Here is a 13,707-nt window from a genome sequence, read left to right as displayed (position 1 = left end):
TACTTATGTAAACTAATAAAATAAAGTTGCTACCTCTTGAATAATTACAAAGACTTATAGTAAATTTACCCCAATAAAATCAGAACAAAATGAACATCCCAGAAGAATTAAAATATACTAAGGACCACGAATGGATAAGAATTGATGGTGACACTGCTACCATAGGTATTACAGACTTTGCACAAAGCGAGTTGGGAGATATCGTATATGTGGAAGTAGAAACTGTGGATGAGACATTAGATCAAGAAGAAGTTTTTGGAACTGTAGAGGCTGTAAAAACGGTTTCAGATTTATTTTTACCACTTTCTGGAGAAATCACTGAATTCAATGAAAAACTTGAAGATGAACCAGAACTAGTAAACTCTGATCCTTATGGAGAAGGATGGATGATTAAAATGCAATTTTCAGACGATTCTCAAATTGAAGGTTTATTGACCTCAGAGGCTTACAAAGAACTTGTAGGATAATGTCTAAACTAATTTACTGGACAGCTCCGTTTTATACAGCTGTCATAGTAATAGGTTCTTTGGTTGATAATGCTGTTCCTTCAGTAAGTATTGACCACGTGGATAAATGGTATCATGCGTTTGCTTATTTAATAATGAATTCGCTTTGGTATATATTTTTCTACTCTCGTTATCTAAATAAGCAAGGTTTATCAAACTATACTTTGGGGACAGTGCTCAAAAGTTTTTCAAGACCAGTTATCATAGGGTCAAGCGTGTTATCGTTCATTATAGGAGTATTGATAGAGTTGGGTCAAGAATTTATATCTTTAAATCGCACTATGGATATCATGGATGTTTTAGCAAATTTTACTGGCATAATTCTTGCAGCTTTATTCTTGTGGATTTTAAATAATTCCTTAAACAAATATTAACAGTGATAAATCTTTATATAGCACAAAGATTTCATTATTTTTAACCTCTATTAAATACAACCATTATGGAAGTAAAAAAATCAGAAAAAGCAGATTTGCGTAAAAATATTACGCTCTATGCATTATCAGGACTAGCTTTTATGTTGTTGCTTTCATGGCAAGGACTGGAGTATGAGTCTAGAACAGTAGAAATTGAAGAGGTCTTTGAAGAGCCAGAAGAGCTTTTCATTGAGGAAGAAATTCCTATTACTCAAATGTTAGACACTCCACCACCGCCACCGCCACCGCCACCAGCACCAGAAGTGATTGAGATTGTTGAAGACGATGTGGAAATTGAGGAAGTAATCATAGAGGACACAGAAACTGATGAGCAAGAAGAGATCGTAGAGATTGAAGAGGTTGCTGAAGAAGTAGGTGTTGAAGAAGTAATTGCAGACGTACCTTTTGCCATCATTGAAAATGTACCAATCTATCCTGGTTGTGAAGACATGAAAAACAATGCAGATCGTAAGAAATGTATGAGCGAGAAAATCACAAAATTTGTGAATAGAAAATTTAATACAGGACTTGCTCAAGATTTAGGACTCGAAGGAAGACAAAAAATATCTGTACAATTCAAAATTGACTCTAAAGGTAATGTTGTAGGTATTAAATCTAAAGCAAAACATCCAAGACTTCAAGAAGAAGCAGCTAGGGTAATTAACGAATTGCCTTCAATGACTCCTGGTATGCAAAGAGGTAAACCAGTAGGTGTGATTTATGCACTTCCTATTATATTTCAGGTGCAGGACTAATTCTCACTATTTTTTATAAAAATCAATCCCAGCTTTTAGAAGCTGGGATTTTTTTTGGTATCATTCTTGATTTCTCTTTTAAATAACATAAAACCATTTATTATGAATAATTTAAAAGAGAAAAGCGGTGCTGCAACACCTGAAAAAACTCGGATGGATGATAAGAAATCTGTCAACACAAAAGTCAATCCTTTAATTAATTTTCAAATCGGTTTGATTGCCGCTCTCGTAGCAGCGTTTTTAATCATGGAATTATCAACTGGTAGGACACTTAATAAGCTTCCTGAAAAAAAGAAGGTGGCACAGATTCAGCCTACTGGATTTATAGGAGAGTTTGTTAAGGTACCTAATGAAGAGCCAAAACCTAAAGTTAAACAGAAAGAGGCTCCGAAGGCAAAAGTCGTTAAGACAGACCCTAACAAAGCTCCAGTAGTTGTAAAGAATGAAGCGCCAGACATTCCAGATAGTAAAGTAGAACCTATTTCAACAATTACTGCTGAGCCGTTATCAAAAGGGTCATCTACTTCAGGTTCTGATTCAAAATCTAAACCTACTCCAGTAAAGACTCAGATCTTAGCATCAGTGCATGAGGTACCTTTGTTTCCTGGTTGTAATGCTGGTATGAATAGAGCAGAGCGAGTAGATTGCCTTAATGATAAAATGGCTCGATTTGTACAGCGCAAGTTTGATACGAGGTTAGGGCGCACTTTAGATAGCAAAGATGTAGTAAAAATATCTGTAATGTTTACTATCGGTGTTGATGGTCTACCTAAAGATATTCAAGTTAAAGCACCTAATAAGGAACTTAAGGATGAAGCCTTCAAGGTGATCTCTAGATTGCCTAAAATGACCCCAGGTAAAATAGATAATATGCCAGTTAATGTAACTTACGCATTGCCTATAATGTTTAAAGTATACGACTAGACATATTTCAATATTCTGTAAAAGCCATGAATTTTCATGGCTTTTCTATTTTTGGGGCGGCTATTAAAAAAAGTATATTTGCGCCTTACATATATCATCATGAAATCTCTATATATACTAGCTTTTCTTTTTTTTTGCTCCACTTCATTAGTGGCCCAATCTGATATAGAAAAGTTCCCAGTTTTTAATGAATGTAAAGACTCTGCCGCAAATGATCTAGAAGATTGTTTCTACGAGCAATTATATAAAAAGCTCAAGGATAACTATAAACACCCTTTAGAAAGTAGCGACACTTCTGATAGATCAGTGACGTTGAGGTTTGAAGTTGATCGTAATGGAACATTTGTATTGGTACGAGCAGATGCTTTTGAGGCCAATGTGAAAAACGAGATGCTAAAGTCATTTGAACAACTTCCGCAAATAGAACCTCCTACTTTCAACGCCGTTCCCACCTATATGCAGTTCATACTTAGCATACCAGTGCCTATGAACGAATCTGGTTCATTTAAAATTTATAGCAATTCTCAGGTAGATGATGTGACTAAGGAAAGCAACAATAATACTGCTGTTGATAGTCTCGCTTTCGCGAAAGCGAATGAAGAATACAACGCCATAATTAGTGATCAATACGATAGGAACCAGCTTAAGTCAGACGCTATCATCCCACTTTCTTATCAAAGATATCATCGTTATGAAGCTGCAATGAATAGAATAGGTAATAATGCACATACCGCTGTTAAACCTTATACTTTCAATTATGTAGATCAATATTTTGATTTAGAAGCAGAACGTGAATCGATGCTTCTTGATAAACAAACCTGGTTGGGTCGTAAGTGGTCCAACGAGCACTTTTTTGAAGTGGCTGGAGAAAATTATTGGTTTGTGGTAGATCCAGGTGTGGATTTACAACTGGGAAGAGATTCAAGAGAGGAAATAACCACTTATAATAATACAAGACTTGTAAATGTGAGTGGTGGGATAGGATCACAAATAACATTTGGAGCTAGTGTTCAAGAATCACAAGCCAGATTTCCGGGCTACTTTGCCAGAGAAGTCACATCGCGAGCTCCTGATGGTGGTAATCCTGGAATCGTTCCAGGTAGAGGTATAGCAGAAGATGGCGGCGAGAATATTTTTGATTATCCTGTAGCGACTGGTTATGTAAATTACAAACCGAGCAAATACTTTGATTTACAATTAGGACATGGGCAGCATTTCATAGGTGATGGATATAGGTCGCTTGTCCTTAGTGACAACTCTCAACCATTTCCTTATTTTAAGCTGAATGCAAAGTTCTGGAAATTAGATTACACAGTTTTGTATACATCCTTGAGAGATGTAAGACCAGAAGTAACAGCTGACGATTCTTTTCGCACCAAGTATATGACACACCATTACTTAAGTTACAATGTTACAAAACGTCTGAATCTAGGCTTTTTTGAAAGTGTTTTATGGCAAGATGATAACCAACGTGGATTTGATTTCAATTACTTAAACCCTGTTATATTTTATCAATCTATAGAATTGCAAACAGGATCGCGCGGTGGGAATGCGCTTTTAGGATTTACTGCAAAATATAAATTTACAGATTTTATTACTGGATATGGACAGCTTACTATTGATGAGTTTTCTGGTGCCTCAGTGGCAAGCGGTGATGGAAGTTATCAAAACAAAAGTGCTTATCAATTAGGTGTGAAATGGCAAAATGCATTTAAAGTACCCAACTTAATGATGCAAATGGAATATAATAGAGTGAGACCTTATACTTATTCCCATAATAGCGTGGTGTTAAATTATGGTAACAGTAATCAAGCGCTAGCACATCCTTGGGGAGCAAATTTTTATGAAGCTATTTTGATAGGTAGATATACCAAGGATAGATGGTATGGAATCGCAAAGGCTATTTATGGAGAGCGTGGTTATGACGTACTTTCAAACGGTGATAATGCTTTTTATGGTGGAGATATTTATAGATCTGAGGACAATCGCATTTCAGATAACGGTAATGAACTGGCTCAGGGAAATACTTCAAATTTCTTTTATGGACATTTAGAAGCAGGCTATGTAATTAATCCTGCAAGTAGGTTAAAAGTATTTGGGCAATTAATTTACAGAAGTCAAAACCCTCAATTTAACAATGCAGTTGTTCAAGGCGAAAGTACGATGTGGTTAAATGTAGGCTTACGTACAGATATCATGAACTGGTCATTTGATAGGTAAGCTTCTAAGATCATGATCGAGCCTCAAACATTTTTATAAATAGAATACTTGCCATATTTTTTGCACGTCTAATGGCTAAATCTGCTATTTCTCCTTTGTATAATTCATAAACTGTTTCTTTCCATAAATTGATCCATAGACCGAAGTGATACATTTCTATGGTGTGATTTTCTGCTTGATCTAGTTTTTGATGCGCTGTTACAGGATTCCCATCATAGTTGTTTACCATTAATAAACTCGTTTCCCAAAAGTCAGTAATGTGATTTAAATGTGCTGGCCAGTCTTGAATCGCTCGATTGAATATTGGGCCAAGCACAGGTTCTTTGCGCACCTTTATGTAAAATTTAGATACTAGAAGATGCACGTCATTTCTGTTTGCTATATCTTTCAATTGCTTCAATTTGTTCCTGATTAGTTTATAGATTATAATTTACCAAAGTTGTTTTTGACAATAGTTTAGGCAACAATTACATCTTTGTTTTGAGTAAAAAATGTAATTTAGAACTTTAATTTTAAACACATAGAATATGATGAATGGTAGTATGATGGGTTATTACATAATAGGTGGATTAGTAATGCTGGTGAGCATGTATGTGAGCAATAAACTTAAATCTAAATTTAAGCACTATTCTAAACTGACTTTAAGAAACAGAATGAGTGGAGCAGAGATTGCTTAAAAAATGCTAGATGATAATGGTATTAGAGATGTAAAAGTTATATCAGTTTCTGGGCAATTAACAGATCATTATAACCCTAGAGACAAAACAGTAAACTTAAGTGAAGCGGTTTATTCACAGCGTAACGCTGCTGCTGCGGCTGTTGCCGCTCATGAAGTTGGTCATGCTGTACAACATGCTACCGCTTATTCTTGGTTAGGAATGCGATCCTCGCTTGTGCCAGTAGTTAGTATTGCGTCAAAATACTCTCAATGGGTTATCATAGGAGGTATTGCTTTGGCAGCTAGTACAGCATTTGGCAATTGGTTGCTTCTTGCAGGAATTATTATGTACGGAATGGGAACTTTATTTGCTTTTGTAACCTTACCAGTAGAGTATGATGCTAGTAATCGAGCACTTGCCTGGTTAGAAAACGAGAGAATGCTAACTCAAGAAGAGCATGCTGGAGCAAAAGATGCTTTAAAGTGGGCAGCAAGAACTTACTTAGTTGCCGCAATTGGATCTCTAGCGACATTATTATATTTTATTTCTATCTTTTTGAGAAGACGCTAGTATATACTTAATTCAAAACAAAAGCCTTTGATTGTAATCAAAGGCTTTTATTTTTTATGAAGTGATTTCTAAAGGTTCAATTTATTGTAACCTAGATATTCTGTCTCGCTTTCGCGAAAGCGGATACCATTCAACTCTAGCTCTTTTAGAATAGGTTCATAAACGGAGGCGTTAATGGGAATTTGTACACCAGGCTCACTGATCTCACCGTTTAATATTTTTAAAGCTGCTATAGCAACAGGTAGCCCTACAGTTTTAGCCATTGCAGTTTGTAACTCACCATCGCCTAGGCATACCATGGTGCTATCGATCTGTTTCTTGTCACCATTCAATTCGTAGCCAAATTTATGGTACATAACGATCATATCTTTTTCACCTGGTTGTAATGTCCAAGAATCTTCGAGAATAGCTTGTAGCATTTGTGCTGGAGTAGCATTTTTTAAGCCTACTTTTTTCTCTTTGTTGAAAATATCGAGTTCTTCTAGTTTCAGCCACATGATATCGTCTTGATCAATTTTAAGCTCATGTCTCATCTTAAGTTCTACACTGTCTTTAGGCGAGTAAGGAAGAAAACTATTTACAAAGTCTCTATAAGTCATGTCTTCAGATCCTTCTAATTCATAGGTGTCATCAGTCATACCTAGCTGTACAAACATGTTCCAAGCTTTGCTAAAACCTACACGTCTCATAGTACCTCTGTACAAGGTCAAAACATCTTCTAAGCCGTACACCTCTCTATATTTAAGGCTATTTCTATTGGCCAGTGCCTCAAAACGACCATATCCATCTACTTCTAGAAACTCAGTTCTTCTGAAAAGTCTATTATAAGGTATGTACTTATACTTACCTTCTTGAATAAACTTTGCGGCACCACCTTGTCCAGCGGTTACAACATTACGTGGATTCCAAGTAAACTTATAGTTCCATAAATTGTTGTCGTCTTCTGGAGCAACCAGCCCACCAGTAAACGATTCAAAAAGCAAAACTTTACCACCCTGATTTCTTATACGATCTATAATTTGCATTGCGCTCATATGATCTACTCCAGGGTCTACACCTATTTCATTCATAAAAACTAGACCTTTTGCCTTTACTTCTTTGTCAAGAGATTCCATTTCTGGGCTCACATAACTCGCGGTAACCATATTTTTACCGAAGGTGACGCAATCTTTTGCCACTTCTATATGAAATCTTGCGGGCAACATGGAGATAACAATGTCGGCTTTTTGAATGTGCTCTTTGCGCTGGGCTGGCTCAAAAATATCAAGCTCTATTGCGGTCGCATTAGAATGGCTTTGACTCAAACCTTTTGCACTTTCTATATTTTTATCTGCAATTGTAAGATGTAATTGATGTTCATTAGATTTTTTCAAAAGATAGTCCACTAGTACACCGGTGGATTTTCCTGCACCTATTATTAAGATGTCACGCATAGCTGTTGTAATTTTGCAGCAATTTACTAGTCTTCAACAAATATTTAAATACAATGGAAAGAAAGTTATTAATTGCAGGTTGTAGTTTTGCGGTAATCGCTGTTATTTTAGGAGCATTGGGAGCGCATGCTGTAGAAAAAGTACTTGAGCCACAGCAATTAAAAAGCTTTGAGACAGGAGTAAGATATCAGTTATTTCATGCCATTGCCCTACTTATATTTTCTCAAATAAGTCTATTGAACGACTCCTCTAAAGGTGTTGTGTTTTATTTATTTGTTATAGGAATTATATTATTTTCTTTCAGTATTTATGGGTTGTCCTTGTCTAAGTGGCTCGACATTAACTTGAAGTTTTTAGGTCCAGTAACGCCATTAGGAGGTTTAAGTTTAATAGGTGGATGGTTATTTGCCTTGTGGAAAATCATTGCACATAATTCTGTGAATAATTAGCGAGACCCATATAAGTGTTATATTTTTGCACAAAATCTAATTAAACAGATTATTATGGGTTCAAACACCTCTGCTACGCAAACGATTGCGTTAACCGAATGGGGAATCAAAAATTCCAAAATCAATTACCAACTCGCACCTGAAATCCTACAGGAAAGAACTGTAGAAGATTATGGTGGCAAAGAAACTGATAACGGTACACTTGCAGTGAATACAGGTGAATTTACAGGTAGATCACCTATGGATCGATTTATCGTTAAAGATGCTGTAACAGAAGATAAGGTATGGTGGGGAAATATTAATATTCCTTTTGAGTCAGATAAATTTGATGCGTTGCTAGAAAAAGTAACGAGTTACTTAGATGGTAAAGAACTTTTTGTGCGTGATGCATTTGCTTGTGCACATGAAGATTACCGACTCAAATTGAGAGTAATAAATGAGTACCCATGGTCTAACATGTTTGCGTATAACATGTTTATAAGACCTACGGATCAGGAACTTGAAAGTTTTGAAGCAGAATGGACGGTGATTAATGCACCTGGATTTATGGCGGTGCCAGATCAAGATGGTACTAGACAGCATAATTTTGCTATCTTGAATTTTACAAGAAAAATTGCTTTAATAGGAGGGACAGGATATACCGGTGAGATTAAAAAAGGTATTTTTAGCGCGCTGAACTTCATTTTACCAGTGTATAAGAACACATTACCTATGCACTGTAGTGCAAATGAAGGTAAAGATGGAAGTACGGCTATTTTCTTTGGACTTAGTGGTACGGGAAAAACTACGCTGTCTACAGATCCTGATCGAGCATTGATAGGTGATGATGAACATGGCTGGACAGAGAATAACGAAGTATTTAATTTTGAAGGTGGTTGCTATGCAAAAGTTATTAATCTTGATCCTGAAGGAGAACCAGAAATTTTTAATGCCATCAAGCCAGGAGCGATACTAGAAAACGTCGTTTTTAAAGATGATAAAAGTGTTGATTTTGCCGATACGACTATTACTCAAAACACAAGAGTAAGTTATCCTATCTATCATATAGAAAATATTAAAAAACCATCTAAGGGTAAAAACCCTAAAAACATATTTTTCTTAACTGCAGATGCCTTTGGAGTATTGCCTCCTATTTCTAAATTGACACCAGGTCAAGCGGCATATCACTTTATAAGTGGTTATACGGCAAAAGTGGCAGGTACAGAAGCAGGTGTTAATGAGCCAGTTCCTAGTTTTTCAGCTTGTTTTGGAGCGCCGTTCATGCCGTTACATCCTACAGCTTATGCTGAGATGTTAAGCAAGAAGATGAAGGAGTCTGGTGTAACAGTGTGGTTAGTAAACACAGGTTGGACCGGTGGACCTTATGGAGTAGGAAAGCGTATGAAATTGAAGTATACCAGAGCGATGATTACCGCCGCTCTAGACGGTTCTCTTGAAGAGGCTAATAAAGGTAACTATCATCTTCACTCCATGTTTGGAGTTGCGCAACCTAGAACATGTCCTAATGTTCCTACAGAGGTCTTGAGTCCACGTAAATCATGGAATAATGATAAAGGTTACTATGAAACTGCTGAAAAACTAAGAGAGTTTTTTATCAATAATTTCAAGAAATTTGAATCTCAAGCCTCAGAAGAGATTTTAGCAGGTGGTCCTCCTAGGAAATTATAAAATTGAAAATGCTTAATAAAAAAAACGTCCTGATTAATTTCAGGACGTTTTTTGATTGTAAGGAATATTGAATTTTTGTGTTATAGTAATATGGTTCCCGCTTTCGCGAAAGCGAGAATACTACTTACGACTTATCTTTTATGTAATTCTCGATAGCCATCGTCATTGACGGTGACTCTGGAGTAGGAGCTTGAATATCGATTCTAAGACCTTTATCTTTTGCTGCTTTCATGGTAGTATTTCCAAACACAGCTATACGTGTTTGCTCCTGAGTAAATTCTGGGAAATTCTGAAATAGTGATTCAATTCCGCTAGGGCTAAAAAATACCAAAACATCATACTTGACGTCTGCTAGGTCTGAAAGATCACTGATTACGGTACGAAAGAATGTCGCACTCTTCCATTTTACACCTAATTTATCTAATTCTTCATTCATAGTTCCGCTCGCTTTATCAGAGCTAGGAACTAAAAAAGTCTCGTTCTTATGTTTCTTAATTAAAGGACTTAACTCAGAGAACGTTCTTTTACCTACATATATCTTACGCTTGCGGTAAACAACATATTTTTGTAAGTAATAGGCAACGGCTTCACTTTGACAAAAGTATTTAAGTGAATCAGGAATCTTATAACGCATTTCTTCTGCCACTCTAAAGAAATGATCTACAGCATTACGACTCGTTAATATGATAGCAGTATACTTAGATAAATCTACTTTTTGCTCTCTAACTTCTTTAGCTGGTGCTCCTTCCACATGTATGAAGGAGCGAAAGTCTATTTTTACCTTTGTTCGATCCACCAAATTCTGATATGGTGAATTTTCCATTTTAGGTTCAGGTTGGGAAACTAAAATTGTTTTCACTTTCATAAATGTATTTTTCTATTAAAAATGGGCGCTCACAACTTAAAATACTTATATAAAAGTAGATAGGGTGTGGTTTCAAGCGTGCAAAGGTACAAAATAAAATAGAAAATTGTAGGAAACAACATTTTTCTGTAAGTGTAAACTAAAATTATATTATAAGCTAAGAGGAATATAACCATAATAATCGTGGCTGCCTTTAGAGCAATAAACTCTAGCTGACTTGAGTATATGACGATGCTGTTTAAAATCAAAAGAACATATCCTAACATTGCTCGATAAATATTCCTTTGATGGTCAACGAGCTCTAATTGTTCCTGAAAATTACAGATTTCAGCAATAAGTTTTCCTATGAAATGTTTAGCTAAGAGAAAAGCTGATATTAAGGTTAATATGATCAAATAAGAAGTTATTCCTTTGTAATCACTGTTTGATCGTTCCAGCCACAAGTAAATCAACAAAGAACTCTGAATTGTATACACTGCAATACTTGTTATTATAAGAATGGAAGCGCCTTTTTCACTATTTCTTGTAATCTTGATAAATCTGTATTTATAAAACGAACTAAGTAAATCACTTATACGATAAGAGGACAACCACCTTGCTATTGCGATTGCGCAAATGCAGGTGATTAGGACGATTAATATCCAGTTGTTGTATTCTATTTGGCGTAATTCTAAATCCATGATTAAGGCTGTAAAAATAACACGAATTAACAAACGTTTACTCTGCTAGTAGATTAATTGTCTATTTTTGCCATCCGTTATGAAAAACACGCTTGTTATTATCCCTACTTACAATGAGCTGGAGAATATTCAGTTAATGATTAATGCTGTGCTTTCTCAAAATGAGAATTTACACATGCTAATCGTAGACGATGGCTCTCCTGATGGTACTGCTCAAGTTGTTAGAGATAACTTTAAGGAATATCCAGATCGATTACATTTGGAGGAGCGTCATAGTAAACAAGGACTGGGGACTGCGTACATCCATGGATTTAAATGGGCTTTGAAAAGGGGTTATGAATTTATTTTTGAAATGGATGCAGATTTTTCTCATGATCCCAATGATATCAAAGATTTATATAATATTTGTGCTATAAATGGAGCAGATCTTTCAATAGGTAGTAGATATGTTAAAGGTGTTAATGTGGTAAACTGGCCTATGTCTAGGGTTTTGCTTTCGTATTTCGCATCAAAGTATGTTCGTTTTATAACTAGAATGGACATTCATGATACAACTGCAGGGTTTGTTTGCTATCGAGCATCACTTTTGAGTAAAATCAACTTGGATAAGATTAAATTTGTAGGATATGCATTTCAAATAGAAATGAAATTCAAATCTTTTTTGTTAGATGCGAAAATCATAGAATTACCAGTTATTTTTACAGATAGATCTAGAGGTCAGTCTAAAATGAGTGGTGGGATAATACAAGAAGCCGTAACTGGCGTTCTTATAATGAAAATAAAAAGTTTGTTAGGGAAACTTGAGATATGAAAAAAATACTTTTTAAAAACGCTAAAATAGTAACAGACGGAGTCACAAAAGAGGGTGATGTCTATATTGAAGGCGATACAATCGTGGAAATTTCAGAGAGTATCAGTGCAAAAAATGCAGATACTGTAGTTATTGATTTAGAAGGAAACCATTTATTACCAGGTGTAATTGATGATCAAGTTCACTTTAGAGAACCAGGTCTTACACATAAAGCTACTATAGCTACAGAAAGTGCTGCGGCCGTTGCTGGTGGTATTACTACTTATATGGAGATGCCTAATACAAATCCACAAACTACTACTATTGAAGAATGGGAAAGTAAAATGGCAATAGCGGCGAGAGACAGTCATGCAAATTATTCTTTCATGTTCGGAGGAAGTAATAATAATCTAGACGAAATCTTAAAAATAGACACTTCTCGTGTTCCTGCTTTAAAAATTTTCTTAGGCTCTTCAACAGGAAATATGCTTGTAGATGATAAAGAAGTATTGAGAGAAATATTTTCTAATGTAAAATTGAGAATTGCCCTTCATTGTGAAGATGAAGAAACTATTAAGGAAAACTTCAAGAAGGCACTTGCGGAATATGGTGAAGATATTCCTATGGATCAACATCCCGTGATTAGAAGTGAGGAGGCTTGTTATCTAAGTAGTAGCGGTGCAGTAGAGCTAGCTAAAGAAACAGGAGCGAGAATCCATGTTTTCCACTTATCAACAGGAAAAGAAACGGCACTTTTTGATAATAAAGAAGCAATTGTAGATAAACAAATTACATCAGAGGTTTGTATCCACCACTTATGGTTCAGCGATGAGGACTATGCTGTTAAAGGAAAGTTTATCAAATGGAATCCTGCGGTAAAAAAAGCAAGTGATAGGGAGCAATTATGGGAAGCACTTCTAGATGATCGTATTGATGTTATTGCAACAGATCACGCTCCTCATACTCTTGAGGAAAAAGCAAATCCTTATACCTCTTGTCCAAGCGGTGGTCCATTAGTACAACATGCACTACCTGCGATGCTTCAATTTGTTCATGACGAGAAAATTACAATTGAGAAAGTGGTAGAAAAAATGTGTCACAATCCGGCATTACTTTTTGATATTGAAAAACGAGGGTTCATAAGAGAAGGTTATAAAGCAGATCTTATAGTTGTAGACACTAACAATCCATGGACCGTTACTAAAGATAACGTGTTGGCAAAATGTGGATGGTCACCATTTGAAGGCGTTACTTTTAAAAGTCGCATTATGCAAACTTTCGTAAATGGTGAGTTGGCTTATAAAAATTTCAAAGTAACAGAAACTAAAAACGCTCAGGAATTATCATTTGTAAGATGAAGCAATTTCTAATAATATCATTTTTATTCCTGTTGTTTGCATGTTCAAATGTAGAAAAGGCACCTGAGCCACATGAGCTGCTGTCTAAAGAACAAATGGCAACTATATTAAGTGATTTATATATAATAGAAGGAGCTATTTCTTCTAATAGATCAGCTTATATAGAATCTGGTATACAGCCTAGTTCCTACATTTACAAAAAATATGATATTGATAGTCTTACTTTCAAGGAGAACCTAAATTATTATAATGATAGAGTTGAAGACTATCTCTTTATAATGGATAAAATTCAGGATGACCTGAAATCTTTACAAGATTCCGTAAGAGTTAGACAAGAGAAAATAAATAAGGGAGAAAAGGAGACGATACCTAAAAATACTATTAAAGAACAAAGTCCACCTGCAAAAAAGAAATAGG

At 35.6% G+C, this 13,707-nt stretch carries 14 protein-coding genes and 1 pseudogene; 11 read left to right on the top strand and 4 right to left on the bottom strand.

What is annotated here, in order from left to right; all coding sequences use genetic code 11:
• Nucleotides 1-89 precede the first annotated feature (89 nt).
• From gcvH to DDD_RS05055, 5 genes are all read left to right on the top strand, one after another.
• Nucleotides 90-467 (top strand): glycine cleavage system protein GcvH, encoded by a 378-nt coding sequence (gcvH, locus tag DDD_RS05075; RefSeq protein ID WP_015361698.1) that lies wholly within the window; start codon nucleotides 90-92, stop codon nucleotides 465-467.
• Nucleotides 467-880, top strand: coding sequence for a VanZ family protein (locus DDD_RS05070; RefSeq protein WP_015361697.1), 414 nt, complete (start codon nucleotides 467-469; stop codon nucleotides 878-880). Before gcvH ends, DDD_RS05070 begins: the two co-directional genes overlap by 1 nt.
• A 65-nt stretch (nucleotides 881-945) precedes the next feature.
• The gene (locus DDD_RS05065) at nucleotides 946-1,674 is read left to right on the top strand and encodes an energy transducer TonB (RefSeq protein WP_015361696.1); all 729 of its coding nucleotides are present in this window, start codon (nucleotides 946-948) and stop codon (nucleotides 1,672-1,674) included.
• A gap of 102 nt (nucleotides 1,675-1,776) precedes the next feature.
• The gene (locus DDD_RS17230; protein WP_015361695.1) at nucleotides 1,777-2,598 is read left to right on the top strand and encodes an energy transducer TonB; all 822 of its coding nucleotides are present in this window, start codon (nucleotides 1,777-1,779) and stop codon (nucleotides 2,596-2,598) included.
• Between the two features lie 99 nt (nucleotides 2,599-2,697).
• Complete coding sequence (locus DDD_RS05055) at nucleotides 2,698-4,818, top strand: hypothetical protein (RefSeq protein WP_041566943.1); 2,121 nt, start codon at nucleotides 2,698-2,700, stop codon at nucleotides 4,816-4,818.
• A 10-nt stretch (nucleotides 4,819-4,828) separates the two neighbouring features.
• Here DDD_RS05055 and DDD_RS05050 read toward each other — a convergent pair whose 3' ends face one another.
• Nucleotides 4,829-5,209, bottom strand: coding sequence for a group III truncated hemoglobin (locus DDD_RS05050; protein ID WP_015361693.1), 381 nt, complete (start codon nucleotides 5,207-5,209; stop codon nucleotides 4,829-4,831).
• A gap of 151 nt (nucleotides 5,210-5,360) precedes the next feature.
• Here DDD_RS05050 and DDD_RS05045 point away from each other — a divergent pair.
• Nucleotides 5,361-6,047, top strand: a pseudogene (locus DDD_RS05045) (zinc metallopeptidase).
• Nucleotides 6,048-6,115: 68 nt separating this feature from the next.
• On the opposite strand, the gene DDD_RS05040 reads toward DDD_RS05045, so the two are convergent.
• Complete coding sequence (locus tag DDD_RS05040) at nucleotides 6,116-7,480, bottom strand: saccharopine dehydrogenase family protein (RefSeq protein ID WP_015361690.1); 1,365 nt, start codon at nucleotides 7,478-7,480, stop codon at nucleotides 6,116-6,118.
• A 53-nt stretch (nucleotides 7,481-7,533) separates the two neighbouring features.
• Here DDD_RS05040 and DDD_RS05035 point away from each other — a divergent pair, with 53 nt between their 5' ends.
• A complete protein-coding gene (locus DDD_RS05035; protein WP_015361689.1) occupies nucleotides 7,534-7,929 on the top strand; it encodes a DUF423 domain-containing protein in 396 nt (131 codons plus the stop codon).
• Between the two features lie 54 nt (nucleotides 7,930-7,983).
• Nucleotides 7,984-9,597, top strand: a complete 1,614-nt coding sequence (gene pckA, locus DDD_RS05030; RefSeq protein WP_015361688.1) for a phosphoenolpyruvate carboxykinase (ATP) — start codon at nucleotides 7,984-7,986, stop codon at nucleotides 9,595-9,597.
• Nucleotides 9,598-9,721: 124 nt separating this feature from the next.
• Here pckA and DDD_RS05025 read toward each other — a convergent pair whose 3' ends face one another.
• Both DDD_RS05025 and DDD_RS18390 read right to left on the bottom strand, forming a co-directional pair.
• Nucleotides 9,722-10,462: a uroporphyrinogen-III synthase gene (locus DDD_RS05025; protein WP_015361687.1), complete on the bottom strand. Its 741-nt coding sequence runs from the start codon at nucleotides 10,460-10,462 to the stop codon at nucleotides 9,722-9,724.
• Nucleotides 10,463-10,491: 29 nt separating this feature from the next.
• Nucleotides 10,492-11,142: a DUF4271 domain-containing protein gene (locus DDD_RS18390; RefSeq protein WP_015361686.1), complete on the bottom strand. Its 651-nt coding sequence runs from the start codon at nucleotides 11,140-11,142 to the stop codon at nucleotides 10,492-10,494.
• Nucleotides 11,143-11,221: 79 nt separating this feature from the next.
• On the opposite strand from DDD_RS18390, the gene DDD_RS05015 reads away from it, so the two are divergent.
• Genes DDD_RS05015 through DDD_RS17225 form a run of 3 tightly spaced genes read left to right on the top strand, consistent with a single transcriptional unit; the run spans nucleotide 11,222 to nucleotide 13,706 of the window.
• A complete protein-coding gene (locus DDD_RS05015; RefSeq protein WP_015361685.1) occupies nucleotides 11,222-11,953 on the top strand; it encodes a polyprenol monophosphomannose synthase in 732 nt (243 codons plus the stop codon).
• Nucleotides 11,950-13,290, top strand: coding sequence for a dihydroorotase (locus DDD_RS05010; protein WP_015361684.1), 1,341 nt, complete (start codon nucleotides 11,950-11,952; stop codon nucleotides 13,288-13,290). The genes DDD_RS05015 and DDD_RS05010 overlap by 4 nt, the downstream gene beginning before the upstream one ends.
• Entirely contained in the window at nucleotides 13,287-13,706 is a 420-nt protein-coding gene (locus DDD_RS17225; protein WP_015361683.1) for a DUF4296 domain-containing protein, read from the top strand. Before DDD_RS05010 ends, DDD_RS17225 begins: the two co-directional genes overlap by 4 nt.
• The last annotated feature ends 1 nt before the right edge of the window (nucleotide 13,707 follow it).

Origin of the sequence: Nonlabens dokdonensis DSW-6 (genome assembly GCF_000332115.1) — a bacterium.
Lineage (GTDB): Bacteria > Bacteroidota > Bacteroidia > Flavobacteriales > Flavobacteriaceae > Nonlabens > Nonlabens dokdonensis.
Note: the sequence above shows the minus strand (reverse complement) of the source record. Positions and strands in the feature narration are given on the sequence as shown.